Consider the following 26,957-nt stretch of genomic DNA (forward strand, 5'->3'; position numbering starts at 1 on the left):
CCCGGGTCTTGCCCACTCGCCGTCCGAGTCCCGGTTTGCTGTGGGGATGACCGTTGAGGAGACTCACGCCGCGCCCAGGATCGCGCCCAGGATCGAGCCCAGCGCGGACGTCGACGACCGTGCCACGATCGGCGACGGGACCCTCGTCTGGCACCTGGCCCAGGTCCGCGAGCACGCCCGGGTGGGCAGCGAGTGCATCATCGGACGCGGGGCGTACGTCGGCCCCGGGGTCGTGGTGGGAGACCGCTGCAAGATCCAGAACCATGCGCTGGTCTACGAGCCTGCGGTGCTCGAGGACGGCGCCTTCGTCGGGCCGGCGGTGGTGTTCACCAACGACTACCTCCCCCGTGCCGTCAACCCGGACGGCACCCTCAAGGACGGCGAGGACTGGGAGGCCGTCGGCGTGACCGTACGCACCGGCGCCAGCATCGGTGCCCGGGCCGTCTGCATCGCGCCGGTCACGATCGGCGCCTGGGCGATGGTCGCGGCGGGGGCCGTGGTCACCCGCGACGTACCCGACCACGCGCTGGTCGTCGGGGTCCCGGCGCAGCGGATGGGCTGGGTCGGGCACGCGGGCGCGCCGCTGGTCGCCCAGGGAGATGCCTGGCGCTGCCCGAAGACGGGCACGCTCTACGGTCTGCGCGGGACGAGCGAGGACGACGGCCTGGTCGCGCTCTGACGAGCCGATCGACCGCGGGTCAGGCGGCCCGCCACTCGGCTTTGTGGGCGATGCTGACCGCAGCGATCTGCGAGGAGACGCCGAGCTTGGCGAGGATCGACTTCACCTGGGTGCGCACCGTCGCCTCGGACACGACACGGAGCTTGGCGATCTCGCCGACGGTGAAGCCGTCCATCAGGTGCTCGAGCACCTGCGACTCACGCGGGGAGAGCTGGGCGAGCCGGCGACGGATCTCGATGACGCCCTGCTCCTGCCCCACCCAGGCCCGGATCAGGCGCTCACGGTCGTCGACGTCGAGCACGCTGAGACCGTAGTTGAGCCTGCGTACGGTGCCCAGGATCTCGCCCAGCGGCACCGTCTTGGACAGGACCGTGCGAGCCCCGACGTGCAGGGCGTGCCCCCAGCGGGTCTCGTCGGTCGAGCCCGTCACCACGACGACGTCGGCACCCGCCCGGGCGAGCGGGGCGATGAGGCGTACGCCCGAGCCGTGCTGGCCCAGATCGAGGTCGAGCAGGACGATCCGCGGCTGCGAGCGCATGATCAGGGAGGTGAGCTTGGCCTCCGAGGGCGGCTCCTCGGGCAGGTCGACGCGGTGGGCGTCGTAGCCCTCGAAGGTGAGGGCCAGCTCGAGCGACTCGGCGAACAGGGTGTGGTCCTCGACGATGACCACCTTCACCCTTTTACGCGGCGACACCACGGCGACCTCCCCGGGTCGGGGTGTCGTGCTGGTCGGCCTCGTCGCCTGCCCTGCCATCGGCACAGCCGAGCATCGGGATGCCCAGGACGAAGGTGGTGCGGTCGCTCGCCTCGACCAGCTCGAGGTAGCCGCCCTGGCGTTCCATCAGGTCTCGCGCGGCGTGCAGGCCGATGCCCTGGCCCGTCGACCCTGGTCGGCTGACGCCCCAGGCGAAGATCCGCCGGCGCAGCTCGGGGGCGACCCCCGGGCCGTCATCGGTCACCGCGATCTCGACCGAGGTGCTCGCCGGCTCGGCGGCACGTACCTCGATCCGGACCGATCCGCTCCCGTGGGCGGCGGCGTTGTCGAGGAGCACGTTGAGCGCCTCGGTCAGCTGGTCGGAGTCGCCCAGCGCCAGCATCCGGCTGGGACGCCACACCACGTCGGTGCCCTTGGCCTCGTGAGCGAGCACCATGGTGGCCACCACGGAGTCGAGGTCGATCACCTCGGCCCGCATCTCACCGGCCGACATCTCATCGGCTCGCATCTCATCGGACCGCGGCTCCGGGATCCCCGGCCTCGCGGCATCCTGCTGCCGGCGGACCATCCGCTCGAGTCGCTCCAGCTCGCTCTGCACCATCGCCGTCATCGCGGCTCGCCGGTCGTCACCGATCGCGCCGGGTGAGTTGAGCAGCGTGGTCGCCGCCCGGATCCCGGCCAGCGCGGAGGCAGCCTCGTGCAGCCGGGCACGTTCGTCCCGACCGACTCTTGACATTGACACAGCTCTCCCCTGGTCATCCTCGTCGTGCCACGCCCTCCCAAGACGCAGCCAGGCGGCATGAAACACGCGTGGACCCGAAGGTCCGACATGAACAGCGCCGTACGGCAAAGGGACTTTACTCACTCAATCCGGGGGACGGATCGCCTACCTATTTTTGGTTACCGGCCGTTACCGACTGGTGCCTCAAATTGAGGAATGGCGAGCATCTGGACCCCATATGGAGGGAGTCCCGGGTCCCATACTCAGGTGGCCATCCTCGATCATCCGCCCGTGCCGCCGCAGCCGGATCCTGCGGACGTGCCCCCCGCGCGCGGATGGCGTCGTGCCCGCAAGCCCCTGATCGGGCTGCTGGTGTGTCTCCTCCTGCTCTGCGCTGCGGCCCTGACCGGGGTCCTGTGGCTCCAGGCGAAGGTGGAGAGCAACATCCAGCGGCTGCCCGACACGTTCACCGGCCTCACCGACCGGCCCGACAAGCCAACCTCCGGGTCGGCCGCCGACGCGATGAACATCCTGGTCCTCGGCACCGACACCCGATCCGACGCACCCACCACCGGAGCCGAGGCGCCCGGCTGGGAGCCGGGGCAGGCACGTTCCGACACGATGCTGCTCGTCCATCTCGACGGCGACCGCGACTCCGCGTCGGTGATCTCGATCCCGCGCGACTCCTGGGTCGACATCCCCGGCCACGGCAAGGGCAAGGTCAACTGGGCCTACTCCTTCGGTGGCCCCAACCTCACGGTCGAGACCGTCGAGAAGATGACAGACGTACGCATCGACCACCTCACCGTCATCGACTGGGACGGCTTCAAGGCCCTCACCGATGCGATCGGTGGCGTCGACATCGACATCCCGAAGACCGTCTACGACTCCGCCCGTGGTGTCCGCTGGGAAGCCGGCCGCCACCACCTGGACGGCGAGCAGGCTCTCCTCTACGTACGCCAGCGCTACGGCCTCCAGGGCGGCGACCTGGACCGCGTCGCCCGCCAGCAGGCCTTCCTGCGCGCCCTCCTCAAGCAGACCCTCGAGCAGGAGCTGCGCAAGAACCCCGACCAGGTCCTCGACCTCCTCTCCCTCTTCTCGAAGCACGCCTCCGTCGACGACGACTGGTCCACCACCCAGATGGCCAAGCTCGCCGCCTCACTCCGCAACCTCCGCACCGACGACATCAGCTACCTCACCGTCCCCACCGACGGCACCGGCATGGTCGGTGACCAGTCAGTCGTACGCCTGGACCCCTCCCGCGACCGCGACCTATGGCGCGCCGTCCGCGAGGATCGGATGGGCGATTGGGCCGAGGACAACCAGGATCTGCTGACGCCTGACGTTGTGCGTTGAGCCTTGCACCTGCTGATCGTTCTCAAAGGCGGAGTTTGGCGCGGATTCCTCTGGTCGCGTACGGGCTCGGGAATCCGGACCGGCGACGACCTGGGCGTGGCAGACGGCGCCGTCTCAACGGCGGCTGCTCACGCCGGTCTCAGACGGCTCGCACGGCAGGGTGATCAGTTGACGACGGCCAGATGCAGCCAGGCGGGCTCAGCCTGACATACCGAAAAGGTCGCAGATCAGGCGGGTGCCTGGGCATGACACGACGGCGCGCGAAGACACAGATCAGGTACGCCGGGTGAACCGGATCCGCCCATCCGGAAGGCGCTCATACCCGTAGTTGGCGTCATGGATCCGGCGATGATCGCTCGAACACAACAAGACCATGTTCGCTAGGTCGGTTCGACCGCCTTCGGACCACGGTTTCAAGTGATGCGCCTCGGTCCAGGCTGCTGGAGCGTCGCAGTCTTCGGCCTGGCAACACTTATCGCGTAGCCGGGAGCGCCTTGTGTTGGATCGGGTACGCCAACCGTGCGGTGCGGCCGAAGTCGAGGATCTCGGAGTCGGTGCCCAGCACGACCGGGACGAGGTCTGCGTTGCAGGCCATTCGTCGGGCTTCGGCGGCGGTGATCTGCTCGCCGTTGAAACCCAGTGCGGCGGTGCCGAGGTCTTTGTGGAGGTCCTCGACGCTCATGGTGATGAACACCGTGGTGCCGTGGCCACCGTGCCTGGGCAGTTGGTCCACGTCGTAGGTCTCGATGACTCGGGCAAAGGCCTGGCCGAGCAGCCGGTCATAGGGCGCCTTGCGGCCCTTGTCCTCGGCCGACAGCTTCCGCGGCTGGGCCAGCGAATCCAACTGGGTCCGCAGCCGCATCCCGACCGCGCGGGAGACGCGGGCGTGGATGTCGATGGTGCCGTCACCGTTGTCGCGGGATTGGAAGAACGTACGCCGCTGGGCGTGCTCCTCCTCCCGCTGCAGGGCTTTGGCCTCGGCGGCTTCGAACCGTTCGGGGTCGATCTCGGCCAGGATCCGTCGGCCGACGATCTTCAACTCGTTCGCCGTCAACCGGTCCGCGTAGTCGACCAACAGCTTCTCGGCCAGCACCAGATCCTCAGAACTGGCAGCTGGGGCGTTCTCGATGGCATCGAGGGCCTGGGTGATCACCCGAGCCTTGTCCTGAGACACCACACCCTCAGCCAGGCCGGCAGCCACCAGGTCGTACTTCGCGACACCGGCGGCCAGCTTGACCTGCGAGCGCGCCACGGCCTTGTCGACCAGCAGTTCGGTCCGCATCCACCCGGAGGCGTCCTTGGCACCGGTCTCCTCAGCGATGTCACCGGCAGACGCGAGCACCCGGAGTTTCAACGCAGCCTGTTGGGCCTGGAGCTTCTCCAACCGCTCCAGCAGGTCCTTCTTCTGCCCCGTGCGCCAGTAGGCGGGATCGGTGGCCAACAGGTCTTGGAGGGCGGTCTCGATGGCCTGCAGAGCAGCGTCGATCAGGTCTCCGGGGTTGGTGCCCCAGGGGTTGATCTCGCGGCCGAGACTCATCGCCATCCTCCCCTTCAGAGGTGTACTGTGATGGGTCCGATTCTACGCTCGCTGCGCCTGTCTGACCATCTATTTTCCCTGGTCAGCCACTATTTTCTCGGTGATCGAACGACATCGTCTCTGTGGATGGTAAGTGGCCCGAAGGGCCACCCTCAGCCCCATCAACCTCACCCTTCCCAAGCAAGAATCCGCTGCGCCACACCCGGGCCGCCGCCCCGATAGCCAGCCAAGTCTTTTCTCGATCTGGTCCGGAGTCCAGGACCGCCGAAGGCGGCCGGCGAAGCCGGCGCCCGAAGGGCGTCCTTGACGCCGGTCCAGATCGAGAACACCCTCAAAGAACGGGTCGGCGGCCCACCCCAACCCCGAAACAGGGATCAGGAAGCAACCTCCCCAAGATCAACCCGATTCTCCGGACGCGGCAACCCATAGTGATCCCGAAGAGTGACCCCGGTGTACTCAGTCCGGAAAAGCCCCCGCTCCTGCAAGATCGGAACAACAGAGGATGCAAACGCCTCGATCCCCGACGGCAGCACAGCAGGCATGATGTTGAACCCGTCAGCAGCACCGTTCTCGAAGTAGTACTGGATCGTGTCGGCAACCTGAACAGGAGTCCCGGTGAAGGTGCGATGGCCGCGCCCACCACCCAGTTTCCCGATCAGCTCACGAACCGTCAGACGATCACGACGAGCCCAGTCGACGACGAGCGTGTAGCGGCTCTTGGCACCCTCGATGGAGTCCTCCGACGGTAGATCAGCCGGCAGCTCAGAATCCAGGTCCAGCCGCGAAGGGTCGACCCGGAGCAGCTGAGCGAGCTGGGCGAGGGCGTACTCCGGAGCGATCAACCGGTCGAGCTCGGCCTCGAGCTCACGCGCCTCGGCTTCGGTCTCGCCGAGGACCGGGACGATCCCGGGGAGGACCAGCACATGGTCGGGGTTGCGGCCGGCCGCCACGACCCGGCGCTTGATGTCGGCGTAGAACGCCTGGCTCTCGGCCAGTGTCGGCTGGGCGGTGAAGATCGCCTCGGCCCAGCGGGCCGCGAACTCCTTGCCGTCGTCGGAGGAGCCGGCCTGGACGAGCAGCGGGTGGCCCTGCGGCGATCGCGCCAGGTTGAGCGGACCCTCCACCGAGAAGTGAGGCCCAACGTGAGAGATCGGCCGAATCCGGTCACCGAGCGCATGCACCCCGGCATCCTTGTCCGCCACGATCGCGTCGTCGGCCCAGCTGTCCCAGAGCTTGGTCGCCACCTCCAGGAACTCCGAGGCCCGTTCGTACCGGGTCTTGTGCAGCGGCTGCCCCTCCAGACCGAAGTTGCGCGCCGCGGCGTCCCCGGCGGTCGTGACGATGTTCCACCCGGCCCGACCGCCGGAGATGTGGTCCACCGAGGCGAGCCGCCGGGCGAGGTTGAACGGATCGTTGTACGACGTCGAGGCGGTGGCGATCAGGCCGATGTGCTGCGTGGAGACCGCCAGCGCGGACAGCAGCACGGTCGGCTCGATCCGCCCCGACGGCCGACGGCCCGGCTCGCCGAACAGAGCCGGCGAGTCGGCCAGGAACAGCGAGTCGAACTTGGCCTCCTCCGCCACCCGCGCCAGATGCTGATGCGCCGCGAGCGACAGGTTGGCATGCGGGTCCGAATCCGGGAGCCGCCACGACGCCTCATGGTGACCGGTGTCGAGCAGGAACAGGTTGAAGTGGAGCTGTCGGGCGCCCATCAGGCCACCTCTTCCTCGACCACGCCGAGCTCGGCCAGCAACTGGGCCCGCAGCGCGGCGAACCGCGGGTCGCCCGGGCTCCGCTTCGCACCCAGGTCGATCCGGAGGTCGGAGCCGACGACTCCGTCGACCAGCACGATCACCCGGTCGGCGAGGGCGATCGCCTCGTCGACGTCGTGGGTGACCAACAGGATGGCGGGGTTGTGGGCGGCGTACAGCTTCTTGAGGAGCTTGTGCATCTTGATCCGGGTCAGCGCGTCCAGGGCGCCGAACGGCTCGTCGGCGAGAAGCAACTGCGGGTCGCGGACCAACGACCGCGCCAGCGCCGCGCGCTGCTGCTCGCCGCCGGAGAGCTCGTGCGGCCAGGCCCTGTCGCGGCCCTCGAGCCCGACCTCGGAGAGCGCCTCGAGCCCACGGGCTCGGGCGTCGGGACCCGACAGACCCAGGACCACGTTGTCCAGCACCCGCCGCCACGGCAGCAGCCTGGAGTCCTGGAAGACGACCGAGACCCGCTCGGGCACCTCCACGACACCCGAGCCCGAGACGGCGCGGTCGAGGCCGGCCAGCGCCCGCAGCAGCGTGGACTTCCCAGATCCCGAGCGCCCGATCAGCGCCACGAACTCGCCGCGGGCGATGGTGAGATCGAGCCCGTTGAGCACCCCACCGGCCTCGGAGAAGCTGCGGCGCAGCCCCTCGACGCGTACGGCGGGTCCTTCGGGTGCAGTCAGTGACTCTCCAGCGTGCGTCGCCATGCCAGTGCCTTCCTCTCGGTGAAGCGGACGATGCCGTCGGCGACCAGGCCCAGCAGGGCGTAGACCACCAGGCCGACGACGATGATCTCGGTCTGGCCGTAGCTGGACGCGAGGGTGATCATGTGGCCGATGCCGCTGGTCGCGTTGACCTGCTCGACGACCACGAGCGACAGCAGCGCATTGAGCACCGCGAACCGCAGCCCGAGCAGGAAGCCCGGGGTCGCACCCGGCAGCACGACATGCCGGACGAACGCTCCACGGCGGAGGCTGACGGTCTCGGCGAGCTCCGCGTAGCGGCTGTCGATGCCACGCAGCCCGTTGTGGGTGTGGATGTAGATCGGGATGAGTACGCCGAGGGCGATCGTGATCACCTTCATCGGCTCCCCGATCCCCAGCCACAGGATCAGCAGCGGCATCAGCGCCAGGCTCGGGATGGCCCGCTTGACCTGCACCGGACCGTCGATCAGCGCCTCACCGACCCGGCTGAGCCCGGAGACGAGCGCGAGTGCCAGCCCGACGCCGACCCCGATCACCAGCCCGAGCGAGGCGCGGTAGGCAGAGGTCGCGAGTGCCTCGGGAAGCCGTCCGTCGGCGATCAGCCGCTGAGCGGTCTCGACCACCACCCACGGCTCGGACAACGTACGCGGATCGAGCACGCCCGTCGCCGAGGCGAGGCACCACAGCCCGAGGAGCAGGATCGGTCCGATCCACAGCGTGCCGGGGACCCTCGGCCCGGGGCCGAGGCGGCGGCGTACGACCCGCTTGTCCGTGGTCTTCTCGGAGACGACGCCGACGATCGGCGCCTCGACTGCGGTGGTGGCCATCACTGACCGCCCTTCACGGCCTCTGCGATGACCTTCTCGTAGCGGCGGTCATAGAGCTCGGCGACGTCCAGCTCCGGATGGTCCTGCTCCTTGGAGAGGATGTCCGCGGTCTCCTGCTGGCGTTCGATGAAGCCGTCCCAGTTCTCCGGGATGACGTTCTGGCCAGAGGTCTCGAAGACCTTCTTGCCGTCCTCGAAAGTGAGTCCCTCGTGGTCGACGTAGTAGGCCTGGATCCACTCGTCCGGGTGCTCGTCGACCCACTTCTCGGCCTTGACCCACAGCGCGAGGAAGTCCTTGAACGCGGCCGCCTTGGCGGCGTCCTCGAAGGTCTTCTCCGGCCCGTAGATGAGGGTCGCGTCGTCGCGGATGCCGGTCCGGATCGAGGTGGCACCGTCACGGCCGTACTTGGCCAGATAGGAGGTCAGCTGCGGCCCACCCAGCGGGGCGACGTCGACCTGGTTCGAGGCCAGCGCGTTGGAGAAGGTGTCGTCGACGCTCTGGATCTCGACCAGCTCGACGTCCTCCTGGCTGAGCCCAGCAGCCTTGAGCGTCTTGAGGACCAGCGCACCCTGGGCCTGGCCGGGCGAGTAGGCGATCTTCTTGCCCTCGAGGTCCGCGAGCGTCTTGACCTTCGACTTCGGCGCGACGCCGAGCTCGTAGATCGGGTTGTCGAGCGGGTCGGGGTTCTCGGTGACCGCGACGATCTTGACCGGGGTGTCGGTCCAGGTCGCGAACAGCGGCGGGATGTCGGCGACGTAGCTCGCGTCCAGCGCGTCTGCGCGGAACGCCTCGATGCTCTTCGGACCACCGGAGATGTTGGCCCATTCGATCTCGTAGCCCTCGACCTCGTCGATCAGGCCGGACGCCTTCAGCGCAACCTCGATGGGCGGCAGCCCGAGGCGCAGGACGGTCCCCTCGGGGACCTGGTCGGGGAGCGCCGCGTCGGCGGCGAGCTTGGAGGCACTGGACGCATCGGCGCCGCCGCAGGCCGTCAGCCCCAGGAGCAGGGTCGAGAGAACGGCGGCGATGGCGGTCAGGCGCGGTGGGGTGGGGCGGATCATGGCTCTCCTCTGGTTGGTCCGTCCAAACCAGAGTAAGTCACTAGAGTTTAGTCATAAATGCTTGTTCGGATCCTGAGACCGCCGAGAAGTCAGGTACGCAGGCCGAGACGTCACTTGCGTCGGCCGAGATGGCACTCGATTGCCGTCTCGGCCGACGGGAGCGACGCCTCGGCGGGATGGGGTCAGACGCGGTCGAGCCAGTCGGCGAAGCCGGAAGGATCGTGACGACCGAGGACCCCGTGCTCGAAGAGCCCCCAGCCCTCGACCCCATCGGCACCCGGACCGTGCGCGACCGCACGCCCGACATGGTCGATCACCCCGAACGGCACCCGGCCGCCGACGTCGGGCGCCTTCATGTCGTAGGTCAGCCGCTCGGTGAACCCGGCGCCCTTCCAGATTCCGTGGGACCAGTCGGAGTCGCCGCCATAGCCGCCACCGACGTGGATCGGCACTCCCAGCAGCGAGGAGACCTCGAGCACCAGCGGCTCCCCGGCCGGAGTCGTGCACGTGATCGTCGCGCCCTCCGGGAGCCTCGTTCCCTCCTGGTAGTGGACCCGGACGTGCGGCCAGCCGAGCTGCTCGACCCGACCGTCCGCGAAGGTACGGGTGCAGTCGTTGAGCGTGCGATGACCGTCCGGGGTCTCCTGGATGATCAGGACGACGGCGAACTCCTCGAACCGCAGCGGCACATAGAGCCACCACATCCCGTCGAACCCCGGGTCGGCCGGCTTGCCCGGCGGCAGCCCCTCGCCGGAGGGGCGGATGCCCCAGGACCGGTCCCGGGTGCCGACCCAGCGGTCGGGGTCGACGACGATCGCCTCGCCGTCGACCTCGATCACCCCCTCCCAGGTCCCGACCTGCGCGAACCGCTGCGCGTCGAGCACTGTCGCCGCACCCTGACGCATCACGTGCGGCTGCTCCTGGACCACCTCGAACGAGCCCTCCCATCGCAGGTCCAGGGCGATCCCGTGGGTCTCCTCCATCACCAGCCGGAGCTTCCGCAGCGGCTCCGAGACCTCGATCCGGTACGCCCCGACCCGCTGCTCCAGCCGGTCACCGCCCCGCGGGTCGGCGCCGTCGCCCAGGTGAACGGCGGTCTGCTCGTCGCCACGGCGGAGCAGGACGTACGCGTCCTTGGTGCCGAGGTTGGGATAGAACCCCATCCCGGAGATGAGGAAGAGGTCGCCGGTGCGGTCATGGGCGTTGAGGTAGCAGCGGTCGTAGAAGTTGCGGTCGCTGCTGCCCGCCCAGGCCACCGGTCGCGGGAGCTGGTGGATCGGGTACTCGTCGAGCGGCCCGACACCGACGTACTCCCCGTGCCCGCCCAGCACGCTCATGCGCCGACCTCGTCCAGCATCGTCGCGAACATCGCCCGGTGGTAGAGCACCGACTCCGGATCCTCGGGCGCCTCGATCTCACCGAAGTGGATCTGCCGCGCCGCGATCCGCAGATAGATGATCCCCCACATGACGGCCGCGTGGACCTCGTGCCAGGTCAGGTCACCGAGCTCGACACCGCTCGCCGCGGCATAGGCCTTCCGGACCTCGTCGGCGCTGAGGAAGCCCGGCATCCCCGGCAGCTCCAGCATCGCGGCCAGGTCCTCGAAGATGCGGTGGGCGAAGATCATCCAGGTCACGTCCATCTCGCGAGGGCCGAGACTGACCATCTCCCAGTCGAGGACCGCCACCGGCGCGAAGTCGCGGTAGATGATGTTGCCGATCCGCGCGTCACCCCAGCACAGGACGGGCTCGCCGCCATCTTCGGAGAGACCAGTCTCGGGGAGGTGGGTCTCGAGCCAGGCCAGACCTCGCTCGACCAGCGGCGAGCGGCCGCCCCATTCCTCGGCGGCGGAGGCGAAGGCGTACCAGGCCCGGGTCTTGGCCAGATTGCGGGCGACCAGCGTCTCGCCGGAATGACCGGCCGCGGCGGGATCGAGGAAGGCGAACCGCGAGGCAGCCTCAGGGATCGAGTGGAGCCCGGCGAGCACCTCGACCGAACGCCTCTGAAGCGCCACCCGGTCCCCGGGCGAGGCGTCGAAGAGCCAGCTGTCGCCGAAGTTGTACGGCATCACGTCGGGCGGGACGACCCCCTCGACCCGCTCCATCAGGAAGAACGGCGTGCCCAGGACCGAGCCGCTCATCTCGGCGAGGCCGACCTCCGGGACCGGCACGGGAGACAGCGAGCCGGCCAAGCGCATCGCGTCGTACTGCGCCTGCAGGTCATAGGTCGCGAAGACGGGGATGTCCTCAGGGCGGGGCGCCACCCGCAGGACGTACGCCTTCGTCTGCCTCTCTCCGGCGACGGTCGAGGTGACATCGAGCAGGACGGTCTCGCTGGAGAGCCCGTTGGCATCGATGCCCCCGATGATGGCGACCTCGGGATCTGCACCTGGCGGTAACGCCGTGGCCAGCCACTGCTCCAGCCTCGCGCCGATCGCCGCAGGGTCGCGGCCCGATCGCTGGAAGGTCATCTCGGGCGGCGGGGGCGCCTGGGTCACGTGCTCCTCCTGGTGGTGTGTGAGTCAGGTCACACACCACCAGGTTGGTGGAACACGTTCTAGTTTGTCAATCGGTCAGAACCGGATCTTCGCCGGTGTCTCGGTCGGCGCGGCCTTGCTGACGAACGCCTTCCGCTTCGCGGCGAACCCGAAGCGGTCGTCGAAGATGTCGCGAGCCATCTCGGCCAGCTCGATGCTCTGGTAGTAGGACATCGGCATCACACAGGCACGGCGTGCCTCGCGGGCCGCCAGGGCCGGGACGTACGCCTCGGGCTCGGCGACGCTCTGCGCCAGGTTGCGCAGCCAGCCGTCGAACTCGGCCGCGTCGCGCGGACCGAGTTCGCTGACCATGTCGATGCGCGCCGCCTCGGCCGCCGAGATCGGCAGCTTCGAGCCGAGCAGCTCGTCGGCCTTCTCGGCGCCGACCCGGCTCGGCAGGCCCCAGGTGTGCAGCTCGGAGCCGAAGATTCCCATGTCGTAGTAGGGATTCAGCACGACACCGGCGCGCGCGACCGTGATGTCGGCACAGAGGCCGGCCATCACGCCGCCGGCTCCGGCATTGGCGGTGAACGCGGCGATGGTCAGCTGCTCGGCCTCGGCGATCGCCAGGCAGAGCTCGTCGATGGCCCGGATGTTGTCCCAGGCCTCGGCCGCCGGGTCCTGCGCCGCCTCGATCACGCCGAGGTGGATGCCGTTGGAGAAGGCGTGCTCGGTGCCGCGTACGACCAGGACCCTGGTGTCCTCGATGAGCGCCTTGCGGACGGCATCGGTCATCCGGCGGCACTGCTGGGTGTGCATCGCGCCGCTGTAGGAGCGGAGGGTGAGGTAGCCGACGTCGCCGTCGCGCTCGTAGGTCGTCTCGGCCAGCGCATCCGGCATCCTCCGGTAGGGCGCGTGCCCCGTGTCGAGCACCCAGGCCGCCGGAAGCTTGGGACCGCGCTTCTTCTCGAGCGTGGCGGCGTAGCCGACCCACAGGGTGCCCTCGCCGGTGGCGATCGCCACCGCGTCGGTGTCGACGCCGACGATGGTGCCCGGCTCCACGTCGCCATGGTCCTCAGGCGTCGTGGCGGCGTCGAAGAGGCAGTACGCCTTCCCGTCGACGGTCGCCGGCGCACCCGGGGCACCGTCGGCCGCCGCGATCCGCCGGGCGATCTCGGTGGCCGGCGCGGACCAGTCGATCTCGAAGGCCTTGCGACGCAGCAGCGGCAGCTCGCCGGTGCCGTCGACCTCAGCGGCCCACTCGTCGGCGGGCTTCGGCGCCTCCCCCGCGGCGACCATCCGGAGGACCTCCGCGACGCAGTCCATCGCGGCATCGGCGACCGGGCCGTTGTAGAGCGCGCTCTTCGCGATCGGGACCTCTGGCATCTCGAAGGTCTCGGTCGCCCAGACCGGGCCGGCGTCCATCTCCTCGACGGCCGACAGCGCGGTCACGCCCCAGCGGTCCCGCCCGTCGAGGGTGGCGTGGTCGAGCGAGGACGGGCCTCGGTCACCGACCGGGCCCGGGTGGATCACCACCGTTCGATAGCGACCCCAGATCGCCTCCGGCACCCGGTGCTTGAGGAACGGGCACAGGATCAGGTCGGGCTCGATCGCTTCGACCGCCGCCACCAGGGAGGAGTCGTCGTGGACCGGCGCCAGGAGGACACCGACGTCATGGCCGCCCTCTTTGAGATCGCACCAGACACGTTGGGTAAGACCGTTGAACGCGGAGACGAGCAGAAGAATGCGCATGTGGGGGAAGTGTCCTTCTCGTAGGTAGCCCGAACAGACCTCATATCCCCCGAGGGGTATTTATCCCCCGAGGGGTGTCACTGTATCGAGCGCACCCAGCCGGCTGCACCTCGGTGTCCAGAAGAGGGACCGAAGACCCGGTCATCTCCGGGCCGCTCGCCCCGGTCTCATGCCGGGCATCGCGGCGACGTCTTGTCGCTGCCTGCAAAGATGACTCTGTCAGGAGGGGACAATGACAACAGTCGACGACAACCCGTTCAACGGGTTGGTCGATCTCGTCGAGGCGAGCGCCAGCGACATGACCCGTGAGATGGCGCGCGACCTGGCCAGGTTCCGGATGCGCTACAAGTTCGCGATCGACGAGGTCTCGACCAAGATCGCGATCCTGCGCGAGGAGTTCGAGCACACCCACGACCACAGCCCGATCGAGCACGTACGCACCCGGCTCAAGACGCCCGACAGTCTGCTCGCCAAGGCCCGCAAGATCGGCTGCCCACTCACCCTCGAGGCGCTCGAGCAGCAGATCCGCGACATCGCCGGGATCAGGGTCGTGTGCCCGTTCGTCTCCGACGTCTACTGGATCATGGAGATGCTGGGCAGCCAGTCCGATGTCGACGTGGTCGAGGTCGAGGACTACATCGCCGACCCGAAGGCCAACGGCTACCGCAGCCTCCACCTGATCATCAAGGTGCCGGTCTACCTCTCCGACCGGGCGGTCGACGTGCCGGTCGAGCTGCAGATCCGCACGATCGCGATGGACTTCTGGGCCAGCGTCGAGCACTCGATCTACTACAAGTACGACGGCACCGTCCCCACGACCCTGCGCGACGAGCTCGGCGCCGCCGCCCGCACCGCGGCCGACCTCGACGCCACCATGGCCCGGCTACGCAGCGAGGTCCACGGCCCGGTTCGCTGAACCGAGCCGTGGACCCTCACAGGCTCAGCGGCCGTTGACGAACCGCTGATACTGGGCTCGCGCCTCGTCCGGCGTGATCGCCCGGTCGAGGAACATCAGCGAGTCCATCCGGCAGTTGCAGGGGTTCCGCTCGACGGTGTCCTGCGGGAACGATCCACCGACCTTGATGCCTCGCGGCAACGTGTCGGAGGTGCCGGTGCCGTCGACCTGCCACGGGTCACCGGCGGAGGTGTAGAACCCCTCGACGGCCTTGCCGTTGCGGTAGAGCGCCATCTTGCCCGTGGTGTAGTCGAACGTCGCCGCCAGGTGCACCCACTGACCTCGTGGCAGCAGGGTCTGCCAGTCCGCCGAGGCGGCGAAGGTCTGCGAGGCCCCCTCGTCGAGCCGGCGTCCCAGCGCGACCAGGCGCAGGGTGCCGTCGACGTTGATGAGCTCCAGCAGGGCGCGTACGCCATGGCCGTCGGAGTTGCCCGAGAGCACCCCGGCCAGCCCGATCGCGTTGAACCGGTCGGTCGGATCGGCGGTCACCGAGTTGAGCGCCGGCCCGTCCATGTCGACCTTGAACCAGCCGGCCACGGTGATCTGCTCGGCTCCCGCGAGCGGCGCCAACGAGGCGACCCCGTCCTGGTTCCACACCCCCGCCTTCCAGTCGTCGTTGCCGTTCACCTCCGGGTTCAGCTGCTGGGTCTGCAGCGCGTTGTTGCTGGTCCGGTAGGCCGAATCACGCACCTGCATGGCGTTGCCGCCGTTGACCTGGTTCAGCAGCGTCCGCGAGAAGCCCTGGTCCTCCTCGCGCGATCCCGGGGCGAAGGGGTGCTCGAAGTCGTAGTAGCTGACCAGGTCCTCGCGCAGCGACGGCACGACCTCGCTCGGCCATGGCCGCTGCACCGTGTTCACGACCTTCCAGATCTTCCCGTTGGCCTTGGCCAGCAGGTAGAGGTTGCGGCGGGAGTCGGTGCCGAAGCGCAGGTCGACACGCGGGTCGTCGACGAAGTCCTGCATCGAGAGCCGCTTGCCGGAGGTGTCGAAGAGCTGCATCTGGTGCAGGGGCGCCTCCTTGCTGCTGCCGCGGCGCATCTGTCGGGAGTCGGTCCAGTAGACCTCGCCGTTGACCAGGTCGCCGAAGACGTACTTGCCCTTCAGGTCGTCGAACCGGCCGCGGTAGACGACACCGCCGCTGACCGCGTGGCCGCTGTCGGAGGTGCAGGAGTAGTTGGCCGGCGGGTCGTGGTCGAAGGAGGCCACCGGAAGGGTGAAGCCGGACATGTCGTAGTCGTCCGGGACCGTGTAGAGCGCACACTCGTCGGTGTTGTCGTAGAGCAGCCGGCCCTCGATCTCGCTCCAGCCGAGATTGTCCCCGGCGCGTACGTCGTAGACGCCCTCGATCGCGTGCTGGCCGATGTGGCCGAGCAGGAGCGTGCCCTTCTCGGCGTCCCAGGAGAACCGGTGCGGGTCGCGCATGCCGTACGCCCAGATCTCGCCGATCGCGCCCTCCCGGTCGACGAACGGGTTGCTGTCCGGCACCCCGTACGCCCCGTTGCGCCCGTCGCGGGCGAGCGGGTCGATCCGGAGGATCTTGCCGAACGGGTTGCCGAGGTTCTGCGGGTCGTCGCTCTTCACCCCGTTGCCGCCGTCGCCCGAGGCGATGTAGAGCAGCCCGTAGTCCTCGTCGCCGGGCCTGGCGGTCGGGTTGAAGTCGAGCTGCTGGATGGCGTGGATCTGACCGGCGAAGTCGATCCGCATCACCTCACGGCTGGTGCCCTCGAAGGTGTCGGCCGCAGGGTCGTTGGCGTGCCACTCGGTGACCACGCTGACCGTGCGCCCGGAGCCGGGGTTGGTCTGCGACGGGAAGGTGGGCGTCTTGGCGAAGCCGCCGAAGCGCTCGGTGTGGGTGGTGTAGAAGAGCCCGTTCGTCTCGAACTCGGGGTGGAACGTGATGAACCCGGCGCCGCTGCCCAGCCCGGCACCGGACCAGAAGTCGACGAAGTGGTCCCGGAGGTCGAGGTACTCGTGCTGCTGCCCGCTCTCGAGCAGATACATCGGCCCGTTGAGGTCGGGGACGTACATCCGGCCCGAGCCGTCAGGGACCTCGCCGATGAAGTTGATGCGGTTCTGGCGGACGAGGCGCTGGTCGGTCGGAGCGGGGTAGGGCTCGGTCTTGGGAAGCTGTGCGACCTCCTGGAGCACGAGGCCGAGGCTGCTGCGTAGGGGCTGTTCGGGGATGGGGTCGGGGACGGGCTCGCTGCCGGGGATGGCGGCGTTGGCAGAGAGCGTGGGGGTGAGTAGCGCGGCGAGCATGGCGCCCACCGCGAGACCGCCCCATAGACGTGAGGTTCCCATGGGTGTGTTCTCTCCTTACCGAGGTTCAGCGATGACGGAGGCCCGCGACCGTGACGTCACGGATGCGGCCGAAGTTGTCGAAGGAACCGAAGCCGAACCGGCCTCCGGTGAAGGTGGTGTCCGTGGCGGTCATCCGGGGCTCGTCGGCACCGTCGAGATAGACCGCGATCGCGCCCGTGCGGGCGTTGTAGTCGAGACGTACGTCGTGCCACTCGGCATCGGTGATCGACGGCGCTGCGCCGACGGTGCCGTTCCACTGGTGATCGATGCGCAGCCGGTCGGCGTCGTTGACCACGAAGATGCCGTTGTGGGGGTAGATGGTGTTGTCGGTCGAGAGGTGGGCGTAGTAGAAGCGCGTCGGGGACTGGTAGTTCCAGACCAGGATCACGTCGCGGTTGGTGACCGTGACGGCCTCGTCGATGCGGACCTCGGCGCGGTAGGTCAGCGAGCCGAGCTCGGGACCCTTGGTCACCACGGCGTACTCGAAGGGACGTCGTGGGCCGGGCTGTGCCGTCCCAGGCTCGGTCAGGATGACCTGACCGTCCTCGAAGGCCCATTTATCCTCGGTGACCGGATCCCAGTCAGCGAGGCTCGCCCTGGGCTTGACCACGGTCAGACCGGGGCCTTCGGTCGGCTGCGTATATATCTGGGCCTGGGCTCCGGCGAGCGGAGCGGCCAGCGCCACTGCGAGGGCGACCACACCGGCGCGTACGCCTCGCCCCACCATTCGGTTCAGCTTCCATCTCATGGTGCTTTCCCTTCCCCTAATCGGGACCGTCGGTGGTCCCTGCTGAGGTTGTTGCGGCTCCCCCGAGATAGAGCTCAGCCATGCGCGGATCAGCGAGCAGGTCGGCAGCGGCCCCTGCGATGTGCACCCTCCCCAGATCCAGTACGCACCCCAGATCCGCCGACTCCAGGGCCCGCCGGGCGTTCTGCTCGACGAGCAGGACCGCCAGACCGGCGTCCCGCATGCGTACGACCTGCTCGAACACGGTCGCCGTGGTCTTCGGGTCCAGGCCCATGCTGGGCTCGTCGAGCAGCACCACCTTCGGGCTCACCATCAGCGAGCGGGCGAACTCGACCTGCTTCTGCTGGCCGCCCGAGAGCGCGCCGGCGAGGGTGTTCCACCGCTCGGCGACGACCGGGAAGAGCGTCTTCACGAAGTCGGTCCGCTCCTGGATCGCGGCCGCGTCGCGCACCGTGTAGGCGCCCAGGCCGACGTTCTCGGCGACCGTCATCTCCTTGAACACGGAGTGGCCCTGGAGGACGTGGGCCATGCCCGCGCGGAGCATCTGCTGCGGCCCGTTGCGGGTGACGTCGACGCCGTCGACGGTGATGGTCCCCGAGCGTGGCGTCAGCATGCCGCTGGCCACCTTGAGCACCGTGGACTTGCCGGCCCCGTTCGGACCGACCAGACAGACGATCTGACCTGCGGGAACGATGACGGTGAGGCCTCGCAGCACCAGCGCCGCACGGCCGTAGCCGGCCTCGATGTCGCGCAGCTCGAGAAGAGGTTCAGACACCAAGGTAGGCCTCCAGGACTCGTGGGTCGTTCTGCACGTCCGCCGGCGCACCGGAGGCGATCGGGCGGCCGCGGTCGAAGACCACGACATGGTCGGAGAGGCTCATCACCAGCTCCATGTTGTGCTCGACGATGACGAAGGTGCGGCCCTCGGCGTTGAGCTCGCGCACGAGCGTGGCGATCCGGCCGATCAGCGCCGGGTTCACTCCGCCGGCCGGCTCGTCGAGCATGATCGTGTCGGGCTCGGCCATCAGCACCCCGGCGAGCTCGAGCAGCTTCTGCTGCCCGTAGGAGATGTCGCGGGCCTCGCTGCGCTCAAGGTGCTCGATGCCGACCCGGGCCAGCAGCTCCCGCGCCCGGGCGATGTCGTCGGGGTTGTGCGCCCCGCGCAGCCGATGGACCAGCCCCTTGGACCGCACTCCGGCCAGCACGTTGTCGAGAACCGTCATCCGCGGGAAGATCCGGCACAGTTGGAAGCTGCGCCCGAGGCCGGCCCGCGCGATCCGGTGAGGTGCGTGGCCGGTCACGTCGCGACCCTGATAGGTCACCGTGCCCGAGTCGGGCCGGATCATCCCGGTCACGCAGTTGAAGAAGGTGGTCTTGCCCGACCCGTTCGGACCGATCAGGGCGTTGATCTTGCCCTCCTGGAAGCTGACCGTGGCCTCGTCCACGGCGCGTACGCCGCCGAACGCCTTGGTCAGGTTCTCGGTCGCCAGGAAGTCCTTGTTCGCTGCGCTCATGACTTCGTCTCCTCGAGCGCCTTGCGCTCCTCGGCCAGCTGGGCGGCGTCGACCTCGCGGATCGAGGTGTCGCCGGGTCGGAACCGGTCGAACTGCGCGGTCAGCCAGGGGATGACCCCGTCGGGCATGAAGAGCACGACCAGGGCGAGCAGCAGACCGAGCGCGACCAGGTGCAGCTGGGTGTCGCCGTACTGGTTCTTGAAGAACTCGACCGCATAGCCCACGATCACCGCGCCGACGACCGGACCGAGCAGGCTGCGTACGCCGCCGAGCAGCGACATCAGCACCAGATAGGAACCGGTCAGGATGGAGAACTGGAAGATCGGGTCGAGCGAGCCGAACCAGAGGGCGTACATCCCGCCCGCCATCGCGGTCATGAACGCCGAGACGACGAAGACGAACAGCTTGTAGGCGAACGTGGGCACGCCCAGCGCCTGGGCCTTGTCCTCGTCCTCCCGGATCGCCTTGAGGCCGGTGCCGAGCCGCGAGCGGTCGATCGCCCACCACAGCACCAGGGCGACCAGAGTCAGCGCCACGAACAGGTAGAAGAACCGCTCGTGCTGCTCGGGCCGGAGTACGTCGGTGCCGAACGGCCGCGGCACCCGCAGCCCGTTGGACCCGCCGGTCACGTCGGCCCAGCTCTGCGCGACCAGCAGCAGGATGAGCACCAGTGCGATCGAGACGATCACGAACGAGGCGCCCCGGACCCGCAGCGACGCGATCCCGATCGGCACCGCGGCCAGGCCGACGAGCACGGCCGCGACGACAATCGAGACCCACGGGTTCACCCCGGCCTCGGTCACCAGCAGCGCGGTGCCGTAGCCACCCAGTCCTGCATAGGCGGCATGTCCCAGCGAGATGTAGCCGGTCAGCCCGCCGACGAAGTTCCACGCCACCGCGAGCGCGGCGTAGCTGGCGATCACCACGCCCACCGACAGGATGAACGGGTCCGGCGCGAGCGCCGGGAAGGCGAGCACGAGGCCCAGCGCGACCGCTGCCGCGACGAGCTTCGCCACCAGGACGGAGCGGCCCGAGGACGTACGGCTTTCTTGGTGTGTCGCAGTCCTGTGTCTAGAAGCGCTGAGCAAGGCGACCTCCGAAGAATCCCTGGGGGCGGAACATGAGGGTGGCGAAGAGGGCGAGGTAGAAGACCGTCTGCGCCCAGGTGGTGCCCATCGGGATCTGCAGCAGGCTCTGGGTCACCCCGAGGACCATCGCCGCGACCGCGGCGCCCGGGATGCTGCCGAGGCCGCCGATCACGATGATCGCCATCAGCGGTCCGATCCAGTGCCAGTGCAGCGAGGGATAGATGGTGGCGTCGAGCGCGAGCGCAGTGCCACCGACCGCCGCGGTCGCAAGGCCGAGCCCGAAGCCGAAGCCGGCGATCCGGTCGGTGTCGATGCCGAGCAGCTGGGCGGCCTCACGGTGCTGGATCGTGGCACGCAGCGCCTGCCCGAAGCGGGTCTTCTTGAGCAGCAGGAAGAGCGCCAGGAGCGAGACCACGGCCAGCCCGAAGGCGACCAGCTTCACCACCGCGATCCGCGCTCCCCACAGCTCCAGGCTCGCGCTCGAGTAGCCGAGCTGGATCCGCCGCTGGGTGCCGGAGAAGAGGTAGCCGAGGCCGCCCTCGATGACCAGCGCGATCGCGAAGGTCAGCAGCACCGACATCATCGTCAGCGTCGCCGGCCGCAGCCGGGAGAGCAGCGCCCGCTGCATCCCATAGCCGGCCGCGAAGAAGAGCGGCACGGTGATGATCAGCGAGAGCAGCGGGTCGAGCCCGGTCTGCGTGGTGAAGAACCAGGCCAGGTACGCAGCCAGGATCAGGAACGCGGAGTGGGCGATCATCACGACCCGCATGACGCCGAAGTAGAGCGTCAGGCCGGCGGCGAGCAGGGCATAGAGGCCTCCGAGCAGCAGCCCCAGGATCAGGCTCTGCAGAAGGAGTGGACCTGACATCGGCTCACCACGCCGGCTTCGGGTAGACGAACTCGGCCTCGGCCTGGTCCTCGGGCAGGACGATCTTGATCTCGCCGTCCACCCACTGCTGGATCATGTGGGCGCTCTGCGGGCGACCCTTGTCGTCCCAGCTCAGCGGCCCGACGACGGTCTCGACCTCGTTCTCGTGCAGCCAGTCGATCAGCTTGGACTGGCAGTCGGGGTCGGGCTCGGCGCACTCGACCGCCTCGACCGCTGCCGCGACGACCTGACCCGTGGTCCAGGCGTTGGCCTCGTCCTCACCGGGCGCCTCACCGTGCTTCTCCTCGTAGAACTTCACGAACTCCTGGTTCTCGGGGTAGTCCGCCTTCGTGGTGTAGCCGGTCGGCGCGATGATGCCCTGCGTCTTGTCGCCGATCGCCTCGGCGAACTCGGTCTCGGTCGGCGCGGTCGAGAACGCGGCCAGCTTGGGCTGGTAGTTGAGCTGCTGCAGCGCGACGATCAGGTTGACGCCGTCCTGGTACTGGCTGCCGCCCACGACCATGTCGGCCTTGCTGTCGGCGATCTTGGCCGCGATGCTGCTGAAGTCGGTGGTGTTGGGCGGGTAGACCTCGTCCACGACGGTCTTGACGCCGCCCTCTTCCAGCGCGTCCTTGAGCCCGTAGGCGGTGCCCTGGGCGAACGGGTCGTCCATCGAGGCGTACGCCGCGGTCTTGGGCCGCTCGGCCTCCGGCATCGCGAGGATGTGCTCGGCGAGGAGCTTGTAGTGGTCGTTCGCGACGGCGGGCGCGGCGTAGAAGAGGTTCTCGAAGCCCTCCTCGAAGACCTCGGGCGCCGCGCCGGCAGGCTCGACGAAGAGGTAGCCGTAGTCCTGGGCGACCTGGGCGGCCGGGATCACCAGGCGGGTGGAGAACGGCCCGACGATCAGGTCGACCTGCTCCTGGTTGATCAGCTTCTCGTAGTCGGCGGCGACACGCTCGGCGCTGGACTGGTCGTCGAGCATCTCCAGTCGTACGTCACGGCCGAGCAGGCCGCCGTTGGCGTTGACGTATTCGGCCCAGGCCTCGTATCCGCGCTGGATGCCCTTGCCGGGCTCGCTGAAGTCGCCGGTCAGGGGCAGCGAGATGCCGATCACGATCTCGTCGTCACCGCCTCCTTCCTCGGCGGCGCCACAGGCGGCGAGGGTGGAGGCGAGAGTCACGGCCGCCGCGGCAGCCAGGGTTGCTCTGGACCGCTTGCTCGCGGTGGGGGTCTTCGTGAAGCGCATCTGCGGGTCTCCTCTACGAAAGCGCTTACGTAAGCGTTTACGATGACGTTACCCACTCTCGCTTAGTGTGGCAAGAGTCACATTCCTGACGACAAGGGGCATCGATGGTCCGAACCAACAGCTCCCCCCGCCTGATCGACGTCGCGCATGCATCCGGCGTCTCGATCGCAACCGCCTCCCGCGCGCTCTCCGGAACCCCGGGTGTCAGCGACTCGGTGGCCGAGAAGGTCCGCCAGGCGGCACGCGAGCTCGGCTATGTCGCCAATCTCCATGCCCGCTCGCTCGCCAGCGGATCGACCGCCACCATCGGGCTCGTCGTGCACGAGATCGGCGACCCCTACTTCTCCGAGATCGCCAGCGGCGTGCTCAGCCTCGCCGCCGAACACGGGCGCACCGTCCAGATCTGCCACACCGGCCGCGACCCCGAGGCCGAGGTCGAGCAGGTACGCAGCCTGGTGGCCAACCGCGTCGGCGCGATCCTGATCGCGGGATCGGGCTTCGTGGACGCCTCGGTCGAGGCGCCGATGCGGTTCGAGGTGCAGCGCTACGCGGAGGCAGGTGGCCGCGTGGCCGTCGTCGGCCGGCACCACCTCGGGGTCGACAGCGTGCTGCCCGACAACCGCCCCGGCGGCCGCGCCGTCGCCGAGCACATCCTCGGCCTGGGCCACCGGCGCATCGTGGTCGTCTCGGGCACCCTGGAGCTGACCACCGTCGCCGACCGTCTCGAGGGGGTGCGCGACGCGCTCGAGGCGGCGGGGCTCGACGCCGGCGACGTACCTGTTCTCGAGGGGCCGTTCACCCGCGAGGGCGGGCGCGAGTGCATCCGCCGGATGCTCGCCGACCACCCGCGTACGACCGCTGTCATCGCCCTCAACGACGACATGGCCATCGGGTGTCTCTCCCAGCTGCGCAGCTCCGGGGTCTCGGTTCCCGGCCAGGTCTCGGTCAGCGGGTTCGACGACGTCGCCGTCGCCCAGGACCTCTCCCCCGGACTCACCACCGTCCGCCTGCCGATGGCCGAGATGGGCGCCCGGGCGCTGACGCTGGCGTTGAAGGAGCCCGGCTCACGCGCTCGACGGCAGCGGGTCCCTGCCGAGCTCGTCGTGCGCGACTCGACCGGGCCTGCCGCTCGATAGCCCCGCGGTCTAGGGTTCTTCGAGTGAAGGATCTTCGGGTACCACCGGGCCCTGGGCTGCCCGAAGGTCTCGTCATCCCCGACACCGAGCTGGTCGAACGCTTCTCCCGCTCCCCCGGCCCCGGCGGGCAGTCGGTCAACACCACCGACTCCCGCGTCGAGCTCTCCTGGGACCCGTCCGCGTCATCCGCCCTCGACGAACGCCAGCTCGCCCGCCTCCTGGCCCGCTCCTCGGGACCGCTCGTAGTCGTCTCCCACGAACAGCGCTCCCAGCACCGCAACCGCATCGCCGCACGCGAGCGTCTGGCCCTCCGCATCCGCGAGCTCCTCGCCCCGCCACCTCCCACCCGCCGCCCCACCAAGCCCACCCGTGGCTCCAAGGAACGTCGCCTCGACGCCAAGCGCCAGCGCGGCCAGACCAAACAGCTCCGCGGCCGCGTCCAAGACTGACCTCCCGAGCCGTCGCTTGCGTCGGCCGAAGCGTCACCCCCGTCGGGCGAGGCGGCAGCCCCGTCAGCCGAGAGGTCAGTCCCGTCGGCCGATGCGTCAGCCCCGTCAGCCGAGAGGTCACGTACGTCGGGCGAGATGCCACCCAGGCGCATCTCGATTCGCCGGAGCGACCTCTCGCCCGACCGGGGTGACGCTTCGCCCGACCGGAGCGACGCCTCGGCCGACGTACGCGCCCTCTCGGCGTCAGGCGGGGTCGGGGTCGGTGGCCAACCGGGCGTGGGTCTCGGTGTCGTAGCGGACGCCGTCGTAGAGCAGTTTCTGGCGTTCGCGGCCCTCGACGAGGAAGCCCGCCGCGGTGGCGACACGGCACGACCCTGGATTGTCGAGCCGGTGGCCGGTCTCGAGGCGGAAGAGGCCCAGCTCGTCGAAGCAGTACTTGGCCAGCAGTTTCAGGCCGGTGCTGCCGACACCTCGGCCGCGGTGCTTCTCGAGGGTCCAGTAGGAGATCCAGCCGATGCTGTGGACCCGCATCTGGGTGGTGACCCGCATCTGCCCGAGGATGTCGGCGCCGTCGACGACCGCGAAGGTGTAGGCCCGGTCCGCGACCGCGTCCTCATCCCACCCGGCGATCAGCCGCTCGGCATCCTCGACCGTGGCCACGTCCGCCGGGCGCTCGGTCTCCATCCCAGCGCCGGCGTACGCGGCGAGCAGGACCTCCGCATCCGACTCCTCCCACTCGCGGAGCCGAAACCCGTCGTTCCTCATGAGGCACACGATAGCCACCAGCCAGCCATGCACGATCGGTGCACCAACCCCGCCAACCCGAATGCACCAATCGTGCATATGCACGATCCAGGCACCGGCGAGCACTGCTTGGGTGCACAGATCGTTCACGCCTACTAACGCACCACAGGGAAGTGGGGACGCCAGGCATCCGAGACATGCTTCGGCACTCCGGGTTCGCCTCGTTCCAGCAACACCCGGTGGATCTTCTCCAGAGTCAGGTCGGGTCGACGGTAGATGCCCTTCGCGACGACGGTCAGGATGCGCCAGCCGTCATCGTCGGCCTCCTCACGTCGCTCGAGGTCACGCTCCCGCTTGAGCATGCCGTCTCCGGTGCCGACGAGGGCGTTGATGCGTGGTTCGGGGAGTCCCGCGAGCACGAGCAACATGCGAAGACGAGTCTCCATCGGGGAGCGCACGTTCTCGCGCACGTAGCCCGCAGCCGTGGCAGCAGCGCGCGAGGCGGGCAGGCCGCCGGCCGCCGCGAAATCGGCCAACGTCGCCGCAGTCACGCCACGGTGACGGCGTGCGAGGTGATCGCCCGCGACGACGAGGTCGACCAGGCTCACCTGACTCGCGAACTCGGTGAAGAGCTGGTCAGGCGAGGAGACACCGATGCCGTCGAAGACCACCGCTCGCGGCTTCCGCATCACATGGCAGACGATGCCGGGATGCGTACGCCGGTGGGCCGCAGCCGTTACCGTCACATGCTCGTCGGGCAGCGTCGGAATCGGCACCTCGTAGACCCGAGCCGCGGACGCGTGACTGGCGAAGCCATTGCCCCGGAACGGCACCAACGCGGCTCGGACCCGCTGCAGCGGTGTCAGCGGCGCATCGACTGAGACGTACACACCACTGAAGAGGCGTACGAAGCGCGGCCCACGCAACGTGCTCGGCTTGATCTTCGCCTTCGCGGCATCTGCTCGCGAGAACGGTCGCGACGTGTCCAGGACGAATGCCTCGTCCTCATCGGCGGGATCCCCGATGAAGGCATCATCCGCCACCCATGCACGATCCGTGCACCTTTGATCGATTGTCGGTGCATGGATCGTGCACATGAATGATCAGTGCACTCGCCGCCGCGGGCCAAGCGCACCGATCGGTCACAGGGTCGACTGGATGCCGGCGAGGAGCTGGCGGGCCATGACGATCCGCTGGACCTGGTTGGTGCCCTCGTAGATCTGGGTGATCTTGGCGTCGCGCATCATCCGCTCGACCGGGTAGTCGCGGGTGAACCCATAGCCACCCAACAGCTGGACGGCGTCGGTGGTGACCTGCATCGCGACATCGCTCGCGAAGGCCTTGGCCGCGGCGCCGAAGAAGGTCAGGTCCTTGTCGCCGCGCTCGGAACGACCCGCGGCGGCGTAGGTGAGCTGACGGGCGGCCTCGATCTTCATCCCCATGTCGGCGACCATGAACTCCACACCCTGGAACTCCGCGATCGCCTTGCCGAACTGCTTGCGCTCCTTGATGTAGCCCAGCGCGTAGTCCAGCGCACCCTGCGCGACACCGACGGCCTGGGCCGCGATGGTGATCCGGGTGTGGTCGAGGGTCTGCATGGCGTAGGTGAAGCCCTTGCCCTCCTCGCCGATGAGCCGGTCGGCGGGGATGCGTACGTTGTCGAAGTAGACCTCGCGCGTCGGCGAGCCCTTGATGCCGAGCTTCTTCTCCGGCGCACCGAAGGACACGCCCTCATCCGACTTCTCCACCACGAACGCGGAGATCCCCTTGGAGCGCTTCTCCGGGTCGGTCACGGCGAGCACGGTGTAGTACTCCGAGACACCCGCGTTGGTGATCCAGCGCTTGACGCCGTTGAGCACCCAGAAGTCGCCGTCGCGTACGGCCCGGGTCTTCTGGTTGGCCGCATCCGAGCCCGCGTCGGGCTCGGAGAGACAGTAGGAGAAGTTGCCCTCACCAGCTGCGAGCTTGCCGAGGTACTTCTTCTTCAGCTCCTCCGAGCCACCGATCTGCACCGGCAGCGAACCGAGCTTGTTCACCGCGGGAATCAGCGAGGCCGAGACGTCCGCACGGGCGATCTCCTCGATGACCAGGACGGTCGCGAGCGCGTCGGCACCGACACCGCCGTACGCCTCCGGCACATGCGGCGCGAAGAACTCGGTCTCGACCAACGCGTCGTGCGCCTCCTGCGGATAGCGAGCCTCCTCGTCGACCGCAGCCGCGGCCGGCGCGATCTTCGCGTCACAGATCTCGCGGATGGCCTTGCGGATCTCCTGGTGCTCCTCGGAGAGGGCGAACAACGGGTACTCGGCACTCATGTCCCGGA

At 68.8% G+C, this 26,957-nt stretch carries 26 protein-coding genes; 5 read left to right on the forward strand and 21 right to left on the reverse strand.

Annotated features, from left to right (window positions below; genetic code table 11):
* Positions 1-46 precede the first annotated feature (46 nt).
* The gene (locus tag OH802_RS28310; RefSeq protein WP_406023690.1) at positions 47-679 is read left to right on the forward strand and encodes a DapH/DapD/GlmU-related protein; all 633 of its coding nucleotides are present in this window, start codon (positions 47-49) and stop codon (positions 677-679) included.
* Between the two features lie 19 nt (positions 680-698).
* Here the strand turns inward: OH802_RS28310 and OH802_RS28315 are convergent, their stop codons facing one another.
* Together OH802_RS28315 and OH802_RS28320 are read right to left on the reverse strand one after the other, a co-directional pair.
* Positions 699-1,355 (reverse strand): LuxR C-terminal-related transcriptional regulator, encoded by a 657-nt coding sequence (locus OH802_RS28315; RefSeq protein WP_406023691.1) that lies wholly within the window; start codon positions 1,353-1,355, stop codon positions 699-701.
* A 4-nt stretch (positions 1,356-1,359) separates the two neighbouring features.
* The gene (locus OH802_RS28320) at positions 1,360-2,130 is read right to left on the reverse strand and encodes a sensor histidine kinase (RefSeq protein WP_406023692.1); all 771 of its coding nucleotides are present in this window, start codon (positions 2,128-2,130) and stop codon (positions 1,360-1,362) included.
* A gap of 303 nt (positions 2,131-2,433) precedes the next feature.
* Between OH802_RS28320 and OH802_RS28325 the strand changes: the two genes are divergently transcribed.
* Positions 2,434-3,471 (forward strand): LCP family protein, encoded by a 1,038-nt coding sequence (locus OH802_RS28325; protein ID WP_406023693.1) that lies wholly within the window; start codon positions 2,434-2,436, stop codon positions 3,469-3,471.
* Positions 3,472-3,744: 273 nt separating this feature from the next.
* Here the strand turns inward: OH802_RS28325 and OH802_RS28330 are convergent, their stop codons facing one another.
* The 9 genes from OH802_RS28330 to OH802_RS28370 all read right to left on the reverse strand — a co-directional run bounded on the left by OH802_RS28330 (position 3,745) and on the right by OH802_RS28370 (position 13,585).
* The gene (locus OH802_RS28330; protein WP_406023694.1) at positions 3,745-3,888 is read right to left on the reverse strand and encodes an HNH endonuclease signature motif containing protein; all 144 of its coding nucleotides are present in this window, start codon (positions 3,886-3,888) and stop codon (positions 3,745-3,747) included.
* Between the two features lie 55 nt (positions 3,889-3,943).
* Positions 3,944-5,008: a DUF222 domain-containing protein gene (locus OH802_RS28335; RefSeq protein ID WP_406023695.1), complete on the reverse strand. Its 1,065-nt coding sequence runs from the start codon at positions 5,006-5,008 to the stop codon at positions 3,944-3,946.
* A 374-nt stretch (positions 5,009-5,382) separates the two neighbouring features.
* Complete coding sequence (locus tag OH802_RS28340) at positions 5,383-6,720, reverse strand: LLM class flavin-dependent oxidoreductase (RefSeq protein ID WP_406023696.1); 1,338 nt, start codon at positions 6,718-6,720, stop codon at positions 5,383-5,385.
* Positions 6,720-7,472 carry an ABC transporter ATP-binding protein gene (locus OH802_RS28345; RefSeq protein ID WP_406023697.1) on the reverse strand — a complete coding sequence of 251 codons (753 nt, stop codon included), beginning with the start codon at positions 7,470-7,472 and terminating at the stop codon, positions 6,720-6,722. Before OH802_RS28345 ends, OH802_RS28340 begins: the two co-directional genes overlap by 1 nt.
* The gene (locus OH802_RS28350) at positions 7,445-8,296 is read right to left on the reverse strand and encodes an ABC transporter permease (protein ID WP_406023698.1); all 852 of its coding nucleotides are present in this window, start codon (positions 8,294-8,296) and stop codon (positions 7,445-7,447) included. Before OH802_RS28350 ends, OH802_RS28345 begins: the two co-directional genes overlap by 28 nt.
* On the reverse strand, positions 8,296-9,357 hold the full coding sequence (locus OH802_RS28355; RefSeq protein WP_406023699.1) for an ABC transporter substrate-binding protein: 1,062 nt from the start codon (positions 9,355-9,357) through the stop codon (positions 8,296-8,298). The genes OH802_RS28350 and OH802_RS28355 overlap by 1 nt, the downstream gene beginning before the upstream one ends.
* A 182-nt stretch (positions 9,358-9,539) precedes the next feature.
* Positions 9,540-10,694: a hypothetical protein gene (locus OH802_RS28360; RefSeq protein WP_406023700.1), complete on the reverse strand. Its 1,155-nt coding sequence runs from the start codon at positions 10,692-10,694 to the stop codon at positions 9,540-9,542.
* A complete protein-coding gene (locus OH802_RS28365; RefSeq protein WP_406023701.1) occupies positions 10,691-11,854 on the reverse strand; it encodes a phosphotransferase family protein in 1,164 nt (387 codons plus the stop codon). Before OH802_RS28365 ends, OH802_RS28360 begins: the two co-directional genes overlap by 4 nt.
* 75 nt (positions 11,855-11,929) lie before the next feature.
* Entirely contained in the window at positions 11,930-13,585 is a 1,656-nt protein-coding gene (locus OH802_RS28370) for an enoyl-CoA hydratase-related protein (protein WP_406023702.1), read from the reverse strand.
* Between the two features lie 232 nt (positions 13,586-13,817).
* Between OH802_RS28370 and OH802_RS28375 the strand changes: the two genes are divergently transcribed.
* Positions 13,818-14,501 (forward strand): GTP pyrophosphokinase family protein, encoded by a 684-nt coding sequence (locus OH802_RS28375; protein ID WP_406023703.1) that lies wholly within the window; start codon positions 13,818-13,820, stop codon positions 14,499-14,501.
* Between the two features lie 24 nt (positions 14,502-14,525).
* Here OH802_RS28375 and OH802_RS28380 read toward each other — a convergent pair whose 3' ends face one another.
* Genes OH802_RS28380 through OH802_RS28410 form a run of 7 tightly spaced genes read right to left on the reverse strand, consistent with a single transcriptional unit; the run spans position 14,526 to position 22,305 of the window.
* Complete coding sequence (locus tag OH802_RS28380; protein ID WP_406023704.1) at positions 14,526-16,841, reverse strand: PQQ-dependent sugar dehydrogenase; 2,316 nt, start codon at positions 16,839-16,841, stop codon at positions 14,526-14,528.
* Positions 16,842-16,866: 25 nt separating this feature from the next.
* The gene (locus OH802_RS28385; RefSeq protein WP_406023705.1) at positions 16,867-17,589 is read right to left on the reverse strand and encodes a hypothetical protein; all 723 of its coding nucleotides are present in this window, start codon (positions 17,587-17,589) and stop codon (positions 16,867-16,869) included.
* A 16-nt stretch (positions 17,590-17,605) separates the two neighbouring features.
* Positions 17,606-18,364 (reverse strand): ABC transporter ATP-binding protein, encoded by a 759-nt coding sequence (locus OH802_RS28390; protein WP_406023706.1) that lies wholly within the window; start codon positions 18,362-18,364, stop codon positions 17,606-17,608.
* The gene (locus OH802_RS28395; RefSeq protein ID WP_406023707.1) at positions 18,357-19,103 is read right to left on the reverse strand and encodes an ABC transporter ATP-binding protein; all 747 of its coding nucleotides are present in this window, start codon (positions 19,101-19,103) and stop codon (positions 18,357-18,359) included. Before OH802_RS28395 ends, OH802_RS28390 begins: the two co-directional genes overlap by 8 nt.
* A complete protein-coding gene (locus tag OH802_RS28400; protein WP_406023708.1) occupies positions 19,100-20,119 on the reverse strand; it encodes a branched-chain amino acid ABC transporter permease in 1,020 nt (339 codons plus the stop codon). Before OH802_RS28400 ends, OH802_RS28395 begins: the two co-directional genes overlap by 4 nt.
* Positions 20,120-20,174: 55 nt before the next feature.
* Entirely contained in the window at positions 20,175-21,059 is an 885-nt protein-coding gene (locus OH802_RS28405; protein ID WP_378826166.1) for a branched-chain amino acid ABC transporter permease, read from the reverse strand.
* Positions 21,060-21,063: 4 nt separating this feature from the next.
* Positions 21,064-22,305 carry an amino acid ABC transporter substrate-binding protein gene (locus tag OH802_RS28410; protein WP_406023709.1) on the reverse strand — a complete coding sequence of 414 codons (1,242 nt, stop codon included), beginning with the start codon at positions 22,303-22,305 and terminating at the stop codon, positions 21,064-21,066.
* A 104-nt stretch (positions 22,306-22,409) separates the two neighbouring features.
* Here OH802_RS28410 and OH802_RS28415 point away from each other — a divergent pair, with 104 nt between their 5' ends.
* Positions 22,410-23,441, forward strand: a complete 1,032-nt coding sequence (locus OH802_RS28415) for a LacI family DNA-binding transcriptional regulator (protein WP_406023710.1) — start codon at positions 22,410-22,412, stop codon at positions 23,439-23,441.
* A 23-nt stretch (positions 23,442-23,464) separates the two neighbouring features.
* A complete protein-coding gene (arfB, locus tag OH802_RS28420; protein ID WP_406023711.1) occupies positions 23,465-23,890 on the forward strand; it encodes an alternative ribosome rescue aminoacyl-tRNA hydrolase ArfB in 426 nt (141 codons plus the stop codon).
* A 243-nt stretch (positions 23,891-24,133) separates the two neighbouring features.
* Here arfB and OH802_RS28425 read toward each other — a convergent pair whose 3' ends face one another.
* The 3 genes from OH802_RS28425 to OH802_RS28435 form a co-directional block, all read right to left on the reverse strand.
* Positions 24,134-24,655: a GNAT family N-acetyltransferase gene (locus tag OH802_RS28425; protein ID WP_406023712.1), complete on the reverse strand. Its 522-nt coding sequence runs from the start codon at positions 24,653-24,655 to the stop codon at positions 24,134-24,136.
* 134 nt (positions 24,656-24,789) lie between these two features.
* A complete protein-coding gene (locus tag OH802_RS28430; RefSeq protein ID WP_406023713.1) occupies positions 24,790-25,677 on the reverse strand; it encodes a hypothetical protein in 888 nt (295 codons plus the stop codon).
* Positions 25,678-25,776: 99 nt separating this feature from the next.
* Positions 25,777-26,949, reverse strand: coding sequence for an acyl-CoA dehydrogenase family protein (locus OH802_RS28435; protein ID WP_378826292.1), 1,173 nt, complete (start codon positions 26,947-26,949; stop codon positions 25,777-25,779).
* Between the last annotated feature and the right edge of the window lie 8 nt (positions 26,950-26,957).

Origin of the sequence: Nocardioides sp. NBC_00850 (assembly GCF_045207335.1) — a bacterium.
Taxonomy (GTDB): Bacteria; Actinomycetota; Actinomycetes; order Propionibacteriales; family Nocardioidaceae; genus Nocardioides.